The organism is Pseudoduganella sp. GW821-FHT12E03 (genome assembly GCF_058807115.1).
Genome location: NZ_JBXAQJ010000002.1, coordinates 111,344 through 127,592, shown reverse-complemented (window position 1 = coordinate 127,592; position 16,249 = coordinate 111,344). Strand labels below are relative to the sequence as shown.

Genomic DNA, 16,249 nt, shown 5'->3' with positions numbered 1-16,249 from the left:
ACCCGACATGCACCTCCAACATCCAATTCCAGGCATGTTCAAAACCATGTTGATGACCATATGGCTGATGCTGGCCTGGCTCTGCTGCACTATGGCGTCGGCCGCCACATCGGTCAGCGTCGTCGCAACCCCGTCCGCTGCGGTGGCGCCAGCCAACGTCGCGCTGTCCGTGGTGGTGACCGCCAATCCGAATCCGGTGACGGTCGCACGCGTCCGGTACTATAACGGCAACAGTATTCTGGGCGAGACCAGCGCGGCGCCGTTCAGCCTGAACTTGCCCGGCCTGGGGCCGGGAAACTATGTCATCAAGGCCTACGCGTGGCTGGCGGACGGGCAGAATACCATGCTGGTTTCCGCGCCGGTCGCAGTGACGATCACCGGCGGGACAGCGGCAAGCGCGGCGATCTACTATATCCATACGGACCAGCTCAATACGCCGCGCGTGATTACGGACCAGAGCCAGGCGGTGGTGTGGAAGTGGGAGAGTGACGGGTTTGGTTCCGCGCCGCCGAATGAGCAACCTGGCGCGGCGGCGCGGTTTGAGTTCAATCCGCGGTTTGCGGGGCAGTATTTTGATCGGGAGAGTGGGCTTCACAACAACTACTTCAGGGATTATGATCCGCAGACGGGGCGGTATGTGCAGTCGGACCCGATTGGGCTCGGTGGCGGCATCAATACGTACGCCTACGCGCTTGGAAATCCAGTTAAATATACGGATCCAACTGGTGAGTTTGTTCCGCTCGTAATCGGTGGAGTATGCGCAGCAGGTGGATGTGAAGCGCTCTTTGGCGCTGCCGCCATAGGAGCCGGATGGTGGGGTATTTCGCATCAGCCAATGGCCAGCGGACACAATAGCTCTTCTGGTGGAGCTGGGGCTTCGAACGCGTGTCCCCCTAGCCCTGGTAATCAAGATCCCTGTAAGGGCTTGCGCGATCAGTTGGCTGCGCACGAGCAGAAATATCGGGACTATATTGCAAACCCGAGTGCAGGTGACAATATGGGAATTCTATCGGCCGCCTATAATTCGGGCGATATGACTCGCTATACGAATATCATTAACGGGCGCATTCGGAACTTGGATAAGCAAATCAGTGATTTCCGCAAGCAGCTCGAACAGTGCGAGAAAACTCATGGAAAATAAACCGATAGTGATAAACCTCACTGAGCTTAAATCCGCGATTGATGCGATCTTCTTGCACATGACGGAAGGCCTGGGTCTTCAAGAAATTCCGCTTATCCAGGACTATTACACGGAAGTGCCAGAGGAGTCTTTGTACGCGGTAGGAGAAGCTTTAGACAACCCTTTGATCGGCAGTCTTGCAGATGACCTTGAGTTTTTGAACGGGATGTCACGAGACAAGGATGAGGCAGTCTCACTCATGTTGTTACACGTTGCCCCTTTGCTTAGATACATCGCACACAGGGTGGGACAATGAAATGTGAAAAGTGCATGATCGAGCACTGGAGCGGCAAGCGTCCACCACTGGGGGCTGATCTACGTGCCGTTGCCGGTATTCTTTCTTAAATAAAAAAGCCGTCCCCAACCCGCTACTTCACGTGCGGGTTACGGGTACGGCTTCTTTTTTAGCGGCTAAGGAAAAAAGCTACTTCGGCGTCTTGTCCATTTTTCCTTTAGCCGCCCTGGGTTTGCCCGATTCGTCGTCCGGCGTGACGAAGCCGATGGCGCGTTTTTTCGGCGCTTCGGGCGGCGCCATCATTTCGCGCAGGGCGTCGAAAATCTGCTTCAGTTGTACCCGGGTGTTGTGCTCGAAGGTGTCCTGCTTGAGCGACATGAAATCGGTCTTGTTTTCGAGTTCGTCGAGCCGCAAGGCCAATTCCTTGTTCGAGACGATCACCTCGCGCAGGCGCACGAAGGCGCGCATGATCTCGGTGTTGACGGCGATGGCCTGGGCGCTGCCCAACACCGACGAGAGCATCGCCACGCCCTGCTCGGTGAAGGCATAGGGCGCGTAGCGCCGGCCACCACGGCCCGTGTTTGAGATCACAGATTGTGATCTCAAAGCCGTCCATTCTTCAGTGTCGAGCTGGAACATGAAGTCGTCCGGGAAGCGGGCCAGGTTGCGTTTGACGGCCTGGACCAGCACGCCGGTGGTGACGCCATAGAGCGCGGCCAGGTCGGCATCGAGCATCACCTTGTGATTGCGGATGAGAACAATGCGCTGCTCGATGCGCACCGGTGCCTGCGTGGCCGGTGGCGTCATTGTTTATTTCCCCGCGCCTTGGCCGCTGGCGCGCTTCTCGCGTCGAAACGGCGTGCCGAATGCTGCAGCACCATGCCCGACAGGACCATTCGCACGGTTTCCTTCTCCGCCTCCGAAAACTCCTGAATCGCCTCGAACAGCAGGGCCAGGTCTTCGCCGGGACCGCGTTCGCCTTCGGCAAAGACCAGGTCGTCCAGGTGCACATGCAGGGACTTACTCAGGCGAATGAGGGCCTCCAAGGTTGGTTGTGCCGACCCCGCCTCGTAGCGACGAATTGATTGACGTGCAGTTGGGCGGCCTCGGCCAGTTCTTGCTGGGTGAGGCCGCGTGCCTTGCGTAGCTGGATGAGCCGGGTCGGGAAGTGCATGGGCAGAAACCAAAGTGCGGTGAGTTCCATACTCTATCCCCTGTTTTTTGCAGTGTTTGACACAACAACAGTATAAGGTATTAAAAAAAATAAAACATGAAACGGGTATTGACCGGTTTTCGTGGAAACGAGGGAATATGGCACGCATCGCGCAATCGGACATCGACAGGATCAAGGACGAGGTGTCGGTCGAGCGCTTGGTCGAATCGGGCGGATCGCGCTGCGTAAATCCGGCAAGGACCGCATCGGGCACTGCCCCTTTCACGACGATGGCGAACCGTCATTGGTGGTGACACCGGCGAAAAATCTGTGGCATTGCTTCGGCTGCCAGAGCGGCGGCGGACCGATCGACTGGGTGATGAAGCTGCGCGGGGTGTCGTTCCGCCATGCCGTGGAGTTGCTGCGCGCCGATCCGGCCTGCGCTGCCGATGCCACTGCCGCCCCGGTCAAGCAAACCCGCGTGCGCAGTTTGCCACCGCCGGTGGCTTTCGACGCCGACGAGCAGGCGTTGTTGAACCAGGTGTCGGGCTACTACAACGAAACCTTGAAGCAGTCGCCCGAGGCGCTGGCTTACCTGCAGGCGCGCGGCCTGGACCACCCGGAACTGGTCACTCACTTCAAACTGGGCTACGCCAACCGCACGTTGGGCCTGCGTCTGCCGGAAAGACCCGCAAGGCCGGCGCCGACATTCGCGCGCGCCTGGAAAAAGTCGGCATCTACCGCGAGAGCGGGCATGAGCATTTCAATGGCTCGCTGGTGGTGCCGGTGGTGGACGGCGACGGCAACGTGACCGAAATGTACGGCCGCAAGATCACGGACGGCTTGCGCAAGGGCACGCCGCTGCACTTGTACCTGCCCGGCCCGCACCGCGGCGTATGGAACGGGGCGGCGCTGGCGGCGTCGGACGAAATCATCCTGTGCGAGTCGCTGATCGACGCGATGACGTTCTGGTGCGCAGGCTACCGCAATGTGACGGCCAGCTATGGTGTGGAGGGTTTTACGGACGACCACTTGGCCGCGTTCAAGGCGCACGGCAACAAGCGGATATTGATCGCCTACGACAGGGACGACGCGGGCGAGCGCGCCGCCGACAAGCTGGCCGAGCGCCTGCTGGCCTGCGGCATCGAGTGCTACCGGATCGTGTTCCCGAAAGGGATGGACGCCAATGAATACGCCCTGAAGGTGCAACCGGCCAGCAAGAGCCTGGGCGCGCTGATCCGCAAGGCGGCTTGGATGGGGAAAGGCGGAGCGCCCGCCCAGCCGTCGCCCGTGCTGGTAGCCGCGCCGGTGAGCATCCTTCCTTTAGCCGCTAAGGAAGAGCCGGAGCCGCCCACTCTGGCGCCGCTGCCAGCGTCACCTGTACTCGGCCCCGCGTTCGCCATCGAGGCCGAGGTAAAGGACAACGAGGTGGTGCTGGCCTTTGGCGAGCGGCGCTACCGGGTGCGAGGGCTGTCCAAGAACCTGGCCTACGATGTGTTTAAGGTGAACGTGCTGGCCTCGCATGGCGACGCCTTCCATGTTGATACTTTTGATTTGTACAACGCACGGGCGCGGGCCAGCTACATTTCTAAGGCGGCGATCGAACTGCGCATCGCGGAAGACGTGCTCAAGGCGGACTTGGGCCGGGTGCTGCTCAAGCTCGAAGCCTTGCAAGAGGAACAAATCCAATCGGCCTTGAAGCCAAAGGAGCAGGAGGCGGTGACGATGGCGCCGGCCGAGCGCGAGGCGGCATTGGCCCTGCTGTCGGCCCCCGACCTGCTGGCCCGGATCGTGGAGGATTTTGACGCCTGCGGCATCGTGGGCGAGGCGACCAATAAACTGGTGGGCTACCTGGCCGCGACCAGCCGCCGCCTCGATGCGCCGCTGGCCATCGTGATCCAGTCCTCGTCGGCGGCTGGTAAAAGTTCGCTGATGGACGCGGTGCTGGCCATGATGCCGGGCGAGGAACGCATCAAGTATAGCGCCATGACAGGCCAATCGCTGTACTACATGGGCGAGATGAACCTGAAGCACAAGATCCTGGCCATCGCCGAGGAGGAAGGCGCCAGCCGCGCCAGCTACGCCCTGAAGCTGTTGCAATCCGAGGGCGAGCTGACAATCGCAACCACCGGCAGCGATCCGAAGACGGGCAACCTGGTGACCCAGGAATACCGGGTCGAGGGGCCGGTGATGATGTTCTTGACCACGACGGCGATCGACATCGACGAAGAACTGATGAACCGCTGCCTGGTGCTGACAGTGGACGAGGACCGGGAACAGACGCGCGCCATCCACCGCCTGCAACGCGAGAAGCGGACCTTGCAGGGGCTGGCGAAGAAGGCGCGGAAGCAGGCCATCCTGGAGCTGCACCGCAACGCCCAGCGCCTGTTGAAGAAGCTGGCCGTGGTCAATCCCTACGCTGACCAGTTGACGTTCCTGGACGACCGCACGCGGATGCGCCGAGATCACGAGAAGTATCTGACGCTGATCGACACCATCGCCGTGCTGCACCAGTACCAGCGGCCCATCAAACGGGCCACCGTGGGCGGCGCGAGCATCGAGTACATCGAGGTGACGCAGGCCGATATCGAGGCCGCCAACACGCTGGCGCACGAGGTATTGGGGCGCAGCCTGGACGAGCTGCCGCCGCAGACAAGGCGCGTTCTGGCCGCGCTGAACGGCTGGATCGAGAGCGTGATGGCCGAGCGGCAGTTGCGCCGGCCGGATGTGCGTTTTACGCGCAGCGACGTGCGGCGCGTAACGGGCTTGTCGGATACGCAATGCTGCATCCACGTTGAGCGACTGGTGGCGCTTGAATATGTGCTGGTGCACCGGGGCATGCGTGGCCAGTCATTCGAATACGAGATGCTTTACGACGGTTCCGGTGGCAATGGCACGCCGTTCGTGGCGGGATTGATCGACGTCGAAGCACTAAAAAACAGGACTACGACGGCGAGTTCACGGGGGCAGTTGGTGCAGGTCACGGGGGCATCCCGGCCCCATCACGGGGATGATTCGGGCCTGGTCCGGGTCGTGCAAAATGAAGGCGAGCTAGATGGTGCATGGTCTGCTTTTGAATCGACTGAACTCAACCGCCCCAAGCACGCCTTGGGCGCTGACGGCGAAGCTGCGTCGTACCCGCATATTTCCATGGCCGCCACGGCGGCATCGGTTGGCTGACCATGGCGCGCAAGGGTGAGCGCGGGATACGCCAGAAGCAGCGCAAGCTGCGCGCCAAGCCGCTGCAGCCGGTGCGCGAGAAGACTGCCGATCCGGCCGCTGGCAACTTGTTGCGTTCCTACCAGCGCGCTTTTCTGGAATGGACGGTCACAAGCGGCCTGGCCGAATCGACGGCCGTGATCCGGCGCCGTGCACTGGACGGGTTTATCACATGGTGCGACGAGCGCGGGCTGGACAGGCCGCAAGACATTACACGCCCCATCCTGCAACGCTACCAGGATCATCTGTACCACTACCGTAAGGCCAATGGCCAGCCGCTGTCGTTCAACACCCAGGCCACGCGCCTGCTGCCCATCGTGGCCTTTTTCAAATGGTGCGCGCGCGAAAACCATATCCTGCACAACCCGGCATCGGACCTGGAGTTGCCCAAGCCACCGCGCCAGTTGCCGCGCCACTTGATGAGCGTGGCCGAGATCGAGGCTGTGCTGAGCCAGGCCGACATCGAGACGCCGTCGGGCGTGCGCAACCGGGCCATGCTGGAGACCTTGTACAGCACCGGCATCCGGCGCTCGGAAATGATCGGCTTGACGCTGTACGACGTCGATCTTGAACGTGGAACCTTGATGGTGCGGCAGGGGAAAGGACGGCGGGACAGGCTGGTGCCGATCGGTGCGCGCGCTTGCGCGTGGGTGGCGCGCTACCAGCAAGAAGTGAGGCCGCAGTTTGCCTTGAACCTGGACCAGCGCACGCTGTTCCTGACCGACTATGGCGAGGCGTTCGAGAAGAACCGGCTGTCGGACATGGTGAAGCTGCACATGCGCCATGCCGGCTTTGCGAGTGGTGGCTGCCACGCCTTCCGGCACGCGATGGCCACGCATATGCTGGAGAACGGCGCGGATATCCGCTATATCCAGGCGATCCTGGGACACTCTGAGTTGTCGACGACGCAGATCTACACGCATGTCGCCATCGGCAAGCTCAAGGCCGTGCATGCGTTGACGCACCCGGCGCGGTTCGAGCGGGTCGGGACAGATCACGACAAGGCTGCCATGGCCGAGCAAGGACAAGCATTGTTAGATGCTATCGCCGCCGAGGCCGATGATGGCGACACCGACATCGATTGATGAGGCGGGCCAGGACGTGTCGGCGGTGATCGTGTCCTGACGACGCTGGATGCGCACGAAACAACGGCAAAGTTAGTCGCTCCGCGATACCTCCAGCCTTCGGAAGGCAACAGCCACGCTTGGTTCGTTCGTGGCTTACAGGGCGCGCGCCGCCGGCGCTTGCCGCCGCGCTTCGCCGTTAGTCGGGTCAACACCGTGAAAGGCACAGCCGCTCCGGGGGAAATCGTGCGCTGCGCGCCCGATTTCACATAACGCGGCATTCTGTCTTGCGCCCCTGCGCGGCTGCCAAGCCATCATGTGCGCCTTGCGGGCGCATCAAGCGGTCAGCCCTACGCAAATGCAACCCCAACCCCGGAGGCCGCTGCGCGGCCGCCCCCTTCAAGCAGCGTATTGCAGCGCCGAGATTTGCGGTCCAAAATAAGCGTCTAGAAAATTTTGGAGAAATCAGCGAGGATATTGATGCGCAGGTGCGCAAGTCGTTGAAGCGTATAGGGAAATTTCCGCGTCTACGACAAATTCGCGTCAAGGCCAATACACTACAACTACTTCAGGGATTATGATCCGCAGACGGGGCGGTATATCCAGAGTGATCCGATTGGGTTGGATGGCGGAATAAACACGTACGGCTATGTCGGCGGGAATCCACTTTCTAACGTCGATCCAACAGGCGAGTTCTTCTTCGCAATCCCAGCCGTTTATTGGGCAGGTGGTGCCATCGCCGCTGGCGGTGCAATTTGGTGGAGTTCGAATCATCAGCCACAACAAGCATCACAATATGATCGTGATGTTTATATGGCCATGGTGCAGGATGCCAACGAGGCCCGCGCTGCTGCGCAGCCAGTGTCTTACCCAGAACGAAGTAAAGGCCAGTACACATGTACTTGCAGAGTGAACAAGGATGGTCGTTGCAGGGATAACTATTCAAATAACAATCTGGAGTCCGCTCAGGCCACTGCGAGTGGTCCAACGGTGCAAGCGGCAAAGAAGGCAGCCGAGAAGGCTGCCAAGGACATTTTAGGAGCGAAGTCTACTCATCATCCTACGTGCCGTTGTACGGGACCCAAGGGCGATCAAATAATTCCTACCAGATAATGTGATTAGTTGGACAGGCTCTCTGACGCGGCCTGTCCGCACTCAATTACCAAATAGGAGCTTTTATGAATGATATTGACGGAAATGAAGTCGAAGTCGGTGATCTGATCCGCGTCCTGTCAGTTGATAACGACTTTCTGAGCTTCCTGGATGATGAGATTGAGCGGAAGCATCATCTGGCAATGCTCAACAACACTTATCATATTGATGAAATTGTTGAGGATGGATCGAAGGCAAGCGTTTCGATTCAGTGGGAATGCGCTGAAGGGATCGCGACCGGGGGACTCTACTTGCTTCCGAGTGAATTTCGCCTGGAAAAAAAATCGGATCAGCGTTAGGGCATTCGGGCAAGATGCAGCGTCAGCATAAGTTGGCGTATATCGTATCCTGTTCGTAGGCCGTCCATATCCTGACCCTAGCTGATTCGTATTCTGCTGTAGCTTAATCGAATCCTATCCAGGTCTGCGAAAAATCCCCACTAATACGAAACCCGCCAAGAAGTGGCAGTGGGCAGAAAAAGCCCGACGATAAGTGTGACTGGCTTGCGAAGAACGCCAGCAAATATCCGGCAGCGGTGGTGAAAGCAACAGAGAAAGCCTGGGGTTGTAGGGGCTCGCGGCATGGGAAAGGTGGGAAAGGTCGATAAGATGATTGATATTGGAGTAGACCGCGCCGGAGAATCGCTTCGGCTGTTAGTGGCGCAGGCGCTCCGCGCTTATTCGATTGATGCCCTTCATCTTCTGCTCGACGACGGAAATACTCTTGTAAGAAGTGCTGCGGCACGGCAAGTGCAAATTCAAGGGAAAGCGAAATCGTTTAAGGTTGCGGTTGGTCTCCTCGATGATAAGCGCGCATTCGTTCCAGAGATTGGAGTTTTTATTCTTGGTCAGCTTGGTACTCCGAAATTTCCGTTCAAGGAAAGGTCTATTCTGATAATTTCAGAGCGTCTAAAATCGGATAAGTCTAGTGCGGTTCACGCTGCCGCCGCATTAGGTCATCTTGGAGCAAAAACTGCGCTCGATGCCCCTGATTTCGGCCGCCGCCGATCCTTCCGCGGATGTGCGCAGTTGCGTTGCGTTCGCACTTACGAGTACGAGGCGTCATGCGAGAGCTCGAGAAGTGCTTCAAACGCTTAAAAATGATGAAAACGCCGACGTTCGCTTCTGGGCTGATTGAAGCTGCAAGAATGGCTACACTTTCCGGCGACTACGACGGTGCACTGAGCATGATCGAAATACTTCTTAGTGAATATCCTGACAATATTGCCGCTATACGCTTAAAAGGGAACACGATTGAACTCAAAGTTCTGTCGCAAATGGAGATTTCACCATCCATTAGTCATAGCGCTGAAATAGCTAATGCGAAGGCGTGTTACGAGCATATTCTTAAGCAAGAGCCGAATGATTTGCTGACTTTGAAGGACATGGCTGATCATCAAAAAAACTTTGGATCCAAGGAAAAAGCGCTGGCTTATTATCAACAATTACTTGAACTATTAATGCATGAGGAGTCATTGGGTGGCGATGTAGCAGAGCTCACTAATGAGGTGCGTGAAGATTATGGAGAGCTCCTGGCTGCCAAATAGCGGTGCGGCAGGACGGTGATTGGTCGGTGAGCTGAGGGGGGCGCCTGCCACTCGAAATCTAACGGAATGCCACTCAGCGCCTAACTGAACGGCATTCGGGCCTGTCCCCATTCTTTTTATCCCATCTGCCGCCGCAACAAAAACGCCAGCGAGGCGGCCGCCACCGCCATCCCGGTGGCCACCAGCACCGCCGGCCAGCTGTCGAGCAGCCACGCCCCCGGTGACACGACGGCATTCAATACAGTGCGCATGACGGATTCCAGTTGTACCGCGGCGCTGGGCAAGGTAGTCATGTTGGTGTCTCCTTTGTATGTGCCGGGTCTTTGTTCCGCCCCGGCTTGCGGCGTCATCCACTACACAGAAACCCTGAGCTGGTACTTCAGCACCTTGCCGGACGCGTTTTGCGGCAACGCCTCCATGAAGTCCACCGCGCGCGGCACCTTGTAATTGGCCATCTGCCCGCGCGCCCAGGCAATCAGTTCAGGTTCGGCCAGGCGCGCGCCCGGCCGCAGCACGATGCACGCCTTACCCACTTCTCCCATCCGTTCATCCGGCACGCCGATCACCGCCACCTGGGCAATGGCCGGATGGGCCGCCAATAAACGTTCGATTTCAGCGGGATAGCAATTGAAGCCGCCGCAGATATACATATCGCCCAGCCGGTCGGTGATGCGCAAATAACCCTGTTCATCGATGACGCCGACGTCCCCGGTGCGCAGCCAGCCGTCAAAGCCGATGGCACGCCGCGTGGCGGCGGTATCGTTGAAATAACCCTGCATCACGTTGTAGCCGCGCAGTTGCACTTCGCCCGTGGCCCCGGCCGGCACGGCACGGCCTTCCGGGTCGGCGCAGCGCAACTCGACGCCCGGCATGGCGCGCCCGCAGGTGGCGGCCACCAGTTCGGCCGGATCGCGGCCGTCGCACAAGGTGGCAAAACCGCACGATTCCGTCAGGCCATAGCCGGTCAGCACGGTACGGAAACCCAGTTCGGAACGCATTCGTTCGATCAGCGACGGCGCAATGGTGGCGGCGCCGGTCACCGCCGCGCGCAGGCTGGACAAGTCATAGTCGCGCAATTGCGGGTGTGCCAGCATCGACAGGTACAGCGTCGGAGGGCCGGGGAGGACATGGATGCGCTCTTTGGCAATGCGTTCGAGGATGGCTTGCGCGTCGAACACCTGATGCGGCGCGATGGTGCAGCCATGCATCAGCGCCGCCAGCCAGCCGGCCTTGTAGCCAAAGGCGTGGAAAAACGGCGACACGATCAGGTAGCGCTCCCCGGGCTGCAAGCCGACCGCCGCGCCCCACGAGGCGATGGCGGTCAAGTTCTGGCCGTGGGCCGCCATCACGCCCTTGGGCCGCCCCGTGGTGCCGGACGTGAACATCACATCCGACAAGTCGCCCGGTTTCACGTCCGCCGCGCGGCCCGCCGCCAGTTCCCAGCGCACACTGCCGGCGCGCGACAGGAAGGTGCACCAGTCTTCCACACCGGGACCGGCGCCGGGACGGGCCGTCCCCAGCACCACGATTCTTTCCAGGGATGCGGGGCGGTGGCTGCCCAGCAGCGCCGGGTAGTAGTCGCCGAGGAAGTCGCCGGAACAGAACAGCAGCCGCGCGCCGCTGTCGGCCAGGATGCCGCCTGCCTCGACGCCGCGCAGGCGGGTATTGACCGGCACCAGCACGGCGCCCGCGCTGTGAATGGCCAGCGCTGCGGCGATCCACTGGTGGCCGTTCGGGGCCCAGATGGCAACGCGGTCGCCGCGTTCGATGCCGGCCGCCATCAGTGCGCGCGTGGCTTGCCAGCGCAACGCATCGAGGTCGGCATAGGTCAGTGTGTGGCCAGGCTCGCAGATTGCCCGGGCCAGCGGCCAGCGCGCGGCGGCGGCCGAAAGCAACTGCGGCGTGGTTTGCGCGGCGGTGGGGTCGCTGGCCAGGATGGAATTAGTATGGTTCATGTTTTAATCCGGAAAACGGATGCGCAGCGATGCGCTGGCGGGGACGCCCTGGCACGCCAGGGTCCAGCCTTCCGCCAGGTCGTCGTCATCGAGCACCGCGTTGAGTTTCAGGCTCACGCTGCCCTCTTCCACCTTGCACATGCAGGCGCCGCACGAACCGCTGCGGCAGGAGTTGGGGGGATTCAGGCCGGCGGCCAGGATGGTGTCGAGCAGGGTTGCGCCGGCAGGAACGTGCAGCTGGTGTTCCGCGCCGTCCAGTGTCAAGGCCAGTTGCGCGCCGGATTGGGCGGCGGCGGACGCCGCATCGGCCGCAGGCACCGGCGCCACGGCGTCCAGCGACACGAAGCGTTCCACCCGCACCTTGCCCCGTTCCACGCCCAGCGCCTTCAACGCCGCCTGCGCGCCATCCATAAAGGGTGTAGGACCGCAAATAAAATACTGGTCCGCGCCGTGCGCCGCCAGCAGCGCCTGTAATTGTTCCGGGCCAGGCACGCCCTGCACCTCATCCAGCCAGTGCTGTACGACCAGCCGCCGCGGGTATTGCCGCGCCAGCGCCTGCAGCTCGCCGCGGAAAATAATCGACGCCGGATCGCGGTTCGCATACAGCAGCCAGATCCTGCCGCCGCCGGGGTGCGCCAGCACGGCCTTGATGATCGACAGCATCGGCGTAATGCCGCTGCCGCCCGCCAGCAACGTGAAGTCGCCATCGAACCGCGCCGGCACGAACACGCCGGCCGGCGCCATCACGTCCACTTGCACACCTTCATGCAAGCGGTCGCACAGCCAGTTCGACGCGCGGCCAGCAGCCACCCGCTTGATCGTCACGCGCGGCCGCGCATCGATGCCCGGGCTGCTGGACAGCGAATAGCAGCGCGCCAGCTCCCCTTCGGGATGGGCCACGCGCAAGGTCAGGAACTGGCCGGGACGGTAGGCGAACAACGGCGCCAGCGGCGGCGGCACGTCGAATTCCACCGACGTCGCGTCGGCGGTTTCCGCGATGACCCGCGCCACCTTCAGCGCATGGTACACAGGCAGGGCGGCGTTCATGCTGTACTCCTTACGAATCGATCGACAACTGGCCGTTGTCGATCCGCAGTTCCGAACCGTTGATGAAGCGCGATTCGTCCGACGCCAGGAACAGCACCAGGTTGGCGATATCCTTGGGCAGGCACATGCGCGCCATCGGGTCGCCTTCCACCTTGACCTCAGGCTGGTCGCCCTTGCCGGCGGCGCCCATCAGGTTCAGCACCATCGGCGTCAAAATGCCGTCCGGATGCACGGAATTGCAGCGGATGTTGTAGCGCTGCTGCTTGCAGTGGGCCGCCACGCTGCGCGTCAGCGCTGTCACCGCGCCTTTCGACGCGCTATAGGCGCAGAACTGCGCCATGCCGGCCAGCGCCGCCAGCGACGCCATGTTGATGATGGCGCCGCCGTGCTGCTTCATCGCCTGCACACCGTATTTACAGCCGAGGAAATAGCCTTCGGCATTGATGCGCTGGATTTTTTGCCAGTCGTCCAAGGTGGTCGATTCAATCGTGCCCATGGCCAGGATGGCGGCATTGTTGACCAGCACATCGAGGCGGCCAAAGCGCTCCAGGGTGGCCACCACCACGCGCTGCCAGTCGCCTTCGCTGGCAATGTTGTGGGCCAGCGCATAGGCGTTGTCGCCAATGTCCTGCGCCACGGCTTGCACGCCTTCTTCATTGACGTCGGTCAGCACGACCTTGGCGCCTTCGGCGGCAAGCAGCAGCGCGTTTTCCTTGCCCACGCCGCTGGCCGCTCCCGTGACCAGCACCACCTTGCCTTTGACCCGTCCGTTATCCTTGCCCATAGTTGTCTCCTTGTTGTAGTGATGTCGAATGAATAGATTGATGGGCAGTTGAAGCGGCAGCCGCCCCCGCCCTGCGCCCGGACCACACGCAGTCGGCCAGCGACAGGCCGCTGACGTACTGGTTCGAAGCGATGCCCAGCGCGGCGCGTCCCGCTGCATAGAGGCCTTTGATTGCGCGGCCGTCGGCCCGCAGCACCGCGCCGCTCCCCTCGTTCACACGCAAGCCGCCCAATGTGATGGCGGGGCATGGGAATAACTTGCTGTCCATGGAAATGTCGATCGCATACAGCGGCCCCTCGAGTTGCGCCAGCATGGCGGCCGATTTGCCCAGCGCATCGGCCGCCTCGCCGCGCGCGGCGGCGTTATAGGCATCGACGGTTTGCTGCAATTGCGCGACCGGCATACCCAGCCGGGACGCCAGCGCGGCGGCATCGGGCGCCTTCACCGCGCCCAACAGCATCAGCAGCATGGCCGGTCCGCTCTGGAACAGCCACAGCTTGCCGCTGCGGCATTCCCGCAGCGCCGCGCTGCGCAGGCGCCCATCGATCACCAGCCATGCCCGGCCATCGGCCTGTTCGCACATGGCGTGACCGAGCCGCGCACCGTACACTTCTTCATTGCAGATGCGCCGGCCAGAGCGGTCCACCACCATGCCGCGCGCCCAGTCGAACGGCGGATTGATGAAGCGCCAGGCCGACACCTTGTGCATGTGGGACGTGGCGCCGCCAACCGACTCGCCCAGTGCGATGCCGCTGCCCGAACACCCCGTGCCCCCCAGGCGCCATGCGCGCAGGTAGCGTGGCGCGTACCGGCCCACCATGGCGCGGTTGAAAATAAAGCCGCCGGTGGCCAGCACCACGCCGCCACGGGCGCGCACCTGGCGCACCTTGGCAAATTTGTGCTCCAGTACCGCCAGCGCGGCGCGCGCGCCGTCGGCCAGGCCGGGCGCCATGTTGTGGGCAGCGTCGGCAAGCCCTTCCAGGCGGCGGTGCAGCAGCGCCGCGGCGCCCTCCATGCAGGCGAGTTCCGCGCCGATGACGGTACCGTTGGTATCGGTGATCAGGCGGCGGGCGCTCCACTGGCCCCGCACCGTGATACCGGCGCGGGCCACGGCGGCGCGCAGCACGCCGAACAGGGCGGCACCGGACATGCCACGACCCTTGACGCGGTGGCCACGAGGGGCGGGTTGCGCATGCCGCGCAAACGCGGGCACCGCTTCGCTGCCCGAGTAGTACAGGTAATAGCCATCTTGCGGATACGATGTCTTCACGGGCGGCATGGCGCTATCGAACTGCACGCCAAGTCCGGACAGCCACGCCACCATATCCCGGCTGCCCTCGCAAAACGCGCGCAAGGTGGCGGGGCTGACGGCATCGCCGGTTTCCTGGCGCAGGTAGTCGAACATGGCTTGCGGCGTGTCATTCACACCAGCAGCCAGTTGCTGTGGCGTGCCGCCGCCCGCATACACCACGCCGCCGCTTTTCGCGCTGGCTCCGCCCCGGTTGAAGCGGTCCGCCACCAGCACCCGCGCGCCGCCTTCGCTGGCCGCCAGCGCGGCGCAGGCCCCGGCCGCGCCGAAGCCCAGCACCAGCACGTCGCATTCGTCGTCCCAGTGACGGCAGGCGGCGCTTATTTGCAAAGGCTGGTCCATGGCCGGCTCACACGAAGAAGTCGCGGTTGGCCTGGCCCATCAGCACGCCGCCGTAATTGCGCCCATAAGGGTCCAGGTTGTTGGCGACGTGGGCGCGCGCCGTATGGGTATCGAGGAAGATGCGCGTCAGCGGATTGCTCAAGTAAATGCCACGGCCACCGCAATAGCGCAGCAGGCGGTTGACCTGTTGCGCGCAGCGTTCCGGCACGGCGGCCGACTGGTAGCGGTATTCGATCCGGGTTTCCAGCGGCAGCGGCTGGCCTGCGCGCGCCAGCGCCATCAGGTGGGCAAAGTTGCGCTGCAAGACCACGCGCATTTCATCGGCCGCCGCCTGGGCTTCGGCGCAAGCCATTTGCGCGCCGGTGTCTTCCGTGGTCTTTTGGCCGGTATTGATACTGACCAGTTTCGCCGAGTAGGCGCGGAACTGGTTGATGGCGCCCTGCAGCGCGCCCAGCGACGCGGTGGACACCGCGCGCACGAAGATTTGCGCGAACGGCAGCCGGTACAGGGGCGCCGTATTGACGGCGTTGCCCGGGCTGTCGCACTGGAAGCCGTCGCTTGACTTGTGGGTGCGGTACTCGGGCACGAAGCAGCCATCCACCACGATGTCGTGGCTGCCGGTGCCGCGCAAGCCCAGCACGTCCCAGTTAGGCTCGATGCGGTAGTCGCCGCGCGGCAGCAGGAAGGTGCGGTATTCCGGCGGGCCGCCCGCTTCCTTCGGCGGCACCAGCCCGCCCAGCAATACCCATTGGCAATGTTCGCTGCCGCTGGAAAAGCCCCAGCGGCCGGAAAACTCGAAGCCGCCGTCGACCGGCACGACTTTCGCCACCGGCATGTAGGTCGACGACGTCAGCACGCTGTCATCATTGCCCCACACATCCTGCTGCGCGCGGTCGTCGAACAGCGCCAACTGCCAGTTATGCACGGCCACCACGCCATAGACCCAGGCGGTGGACATGCAGGCTTCGGCCAGCGCCAGCTGGATATCGAAAAACACTTGCGGATCCATTTCATAACCACCGTAGCGCTTCGGCTGCAGCACGCGGAACAGGCCCGCCTGCTGCAAGTCCGCGATGGTCTGCTCCGGCACTTTCTGCTCGCGCTCGGCCTGGGCGGCGCGTTCGGCCAGCGCGGGCAGCAAGGCGCGGGCGCGCCCGACCAGTTCAGCGGGGGTGGGATGGTCCAGCCGCTCTGCTGGAAGGGGTAACGAGGCCACGTTCTGTTGCATGTCTGCTCCTTGTTGAGGTGTCTGAGGACCATGTT

At 62.0% G+C, this 16,249-nt stretch carries 17 protein-coding genes; 9 read left to right on the top strand and 8 right to left on the bottom strand.

Going from position 1 to position 16,249, the window contains the following annotated elements; genetic code table 11:
• Positions 1-7: 7 nt before the first annotated feature.
• Both AC1RRC_RS04385 and AC1RRC_RS04380 read left to right on the top strand, forming a co-directional pair.
• Positions 8-1,141, top strand: coding sequence for an RHS repeat-associated core domain-containing protein (locus AC1RRC_RS04385; protein ID WP_493054042.1), 1,134 nt, complete (start codon positions 8-10; stop codon positions 1,139-1,141).
• Complete coding sequence (locus AC1RRC_RS04380; RefSeq protein WP_493054041.1) at positions 1,131-1,436, top strand: hypothetical protein; 306 nt, start codon at positions 1,131-1,133, stop codon at positions 1,434-1,436. The genes AC1RRC_RS04385 and AC1RRC_RS04380 overlap by 11 nt, the downstream gene beginning before the upstream one ends.
• Positions 1,437-1,604: 168 nt before the next feature.
• On the opposite strand, the gene AC1RRC_RS04375 is transcribed toward AC1RRC_RS04380, so the two are convergent.
• Complete coding sequence (locus tag AC1RRC_RS04375; protein WP_493054040.1) at positions 1,605-2,222, bottom strand: ORF6N domain-containing protein; 618 nt, start codon at positions 2,220-2,222, stop codon at positions 1,605-1,607.
• Positions 2,219-2,461 carry a hypothetical protein gene (locus tag AC1RRC_RS04370; RefSeq protein ID WP_493054039.1) on the bottom strand — a complete coding sequence of 81 codons (243 nt, stop codon included), beginning with the start codon at positions 2,459-2,461 and terminating at the stop codon, positions 2,219-2,221. Before AC1RRC_RS04370 ends, AC1RRC_RS04375 begins: the two co-directional genes overlap by 4 nt.
• Positions 2,462-2,710: 249 nt before the next feature.
• Between AC1RRC_RS04370 and AC1RRC_RS04365 the strand changes: the two genes are divergently transcribed.
• From AC1RRC_RS04365 to AC1RRC_RS04335, 7 genes are all read left to right on the top strand, one after another.
• Entirely contained in the window at positions 2,711-3,379 is a 669-nt protein-coding gene (locus AC1RRC_RS04365) for a CHC2 zinc finger domain-containing protein (protein WP_493054038.1), read from the top strand.
• On the top strand, positions 3,358-5,748 hold the full coding sequence (locus AC1RRC_RS04360; RefSeq protein WP_493054037.1) for a toprim domain-containing protein: 2,391 nt from the start codon (positions 3,358-3,360) through the stop codon (positions 5,746-5,748). Before AC1RRC_RS04365 ends, AC1RRC_RS04360 begins: the two co-directional genes overlap by 22 nt.
• Positions 5,749-5,750: 2 nt before the next feature.
• On the top strand, positions 5,751-6,872 hold the full coding sequence (gene xerC, locus AC1RRC_RS04355; protein WP_493054036.1) for a site-specific tyrosine recombinase XerC: 1,122 nt from the start codon (positions 5,751-5,753) through the stop codon (positions 6,870-6,872).
• Positions 6,873-7,403: 531 nt separating this feature from the next.
• Positions 7,404-7,964, top strand: a complete 561-nt coding sequence (locus AC1RRC_RS04350; RefSeq protein ID WP_493054693.1) for an RHS repeat-associated core domain-containing protein — start codon at positions 7,404-7,406, stop codon at positions 7,962-7,964.
• Positions 7,965-8,029: 65 nt separating this feature from the next.
• Positions 8,030-8,302: a hypothetical protein gene (locus AC1RRC_RS04345; RefSeq protein ID WP_493054035.1), complete on the top strand. Its 273-nt coding sequence runs from the start codon at positions 8,030-8,032 to the stop codon at positions 8,300-8,302.
• 282 nt (positions 8,303-8,584) lie between these two features.
• On the top strand, positions 8,585-9,100 hold the full coding sequence (locus AC1RRC_RS04340) for a hypothetical protein (protein ID WP_493054034.1): 516 nt from the start codon (positions 8,585-8,587) through the stop codon (positions 9,098-9,100).
• Between the two features lie 2 nt (positions 9,101-9,102).
• Complete coding sequence (locus tag AC1RRC_RS04335; RefSeq protein ID WP_493054033.1) at positions 9,103-9,549, top strand: hypothetical protein; 447 nt, start codon at positions 9,103-9,105, stop codon at positions 9,547-9,549.
• Positions 9,550-9,665: 116 nt separating this feature from the next.
• Here the strand turns inward: AC1RRC_RS04335 and AC1RRC_RS04330 are convergent, their stop codons facing one another.
• Genes AC1RRC_RS04330 through AC1RRC_RS04305 form a run of 6 tightly spaced genes read right to left on the bottom strand, consistent with a single transcriptional unit; the run spans position 9,666 to position 16,214 of the window.
• Complete coding sequence (locus AC1RRC_RS04330; RefSeq protein ID WP_493054032.1) at positions 9,666-9,842, bottom strand: hypothetical protein; 177 nt, start codon at positions 9,840-9,842, stop codon at positions 9,666-9,668.
• 60 nt (positions 9,843-9,902) lie between these two features.
• Complete coding sequence (locus AC1RRC_RS04325) at positions 9,903-11,504, bottom strand: FadD3 family acyl-CoA ligase (RefSeq protein ID WP_493054031.1); 1,602 nt, start codon at positions 11,502-11,504, stop codon at positions 9,903-9,905.
• A gap of 3 nt (positions 11,505-11,507) precedes the next feature.
• Complete coding sequence (locus AC1RRC_RS04320) at positions 11,508-12,551, bottom strand: 2Fe-2S iron-sulfur cluster-binding protein (RefSeq protein ID WP_493054030.1); 1,044 nt, start codon at positions 12,549-12,551, stop codon at positions 11,508-11,510.
• 10 nt (positions 12,552-12,561) lie between these two features.
• A complete protein-coding gene (locus tag AC1RRC_RS04315; protein ID WP_493054029.1) occupies positions 12,562-13,335 on the bottom strand; it encodes a glucose 1-dehydrogenase in 774 nt (257 codons plus the stop codon).
• Positions 13,322-14,986, bottom strand: coding sequence for an FAD-binding protein (locus tag AC1RRC_RS04310; protein WP_493054028.1), 1,665 nt, complete (start codon positions 14,984-14,986; stop codon positions 13,322-13,324). Before AC1RRC_RS04310 ends, AC1RRC_RS04315 begins: the two co-directional genes overlap by 14 nt.
• Positions 14,987-14,993: 7 nt before the next feature.
• On the bottom strand, positions 14,994-16,214 hold the full coding sequence (locus AC1RRC_RS04305; RefSeq protein WP_493054027.1) for an acyl-CoA dehydrogenase family protein: 1,221 nt from the start codon (positions 16,212-16,214) through the stop codon (positions 14,994-14,996).
• Positions 16,215-16,249: the final 35 nt, after the last annotated feature.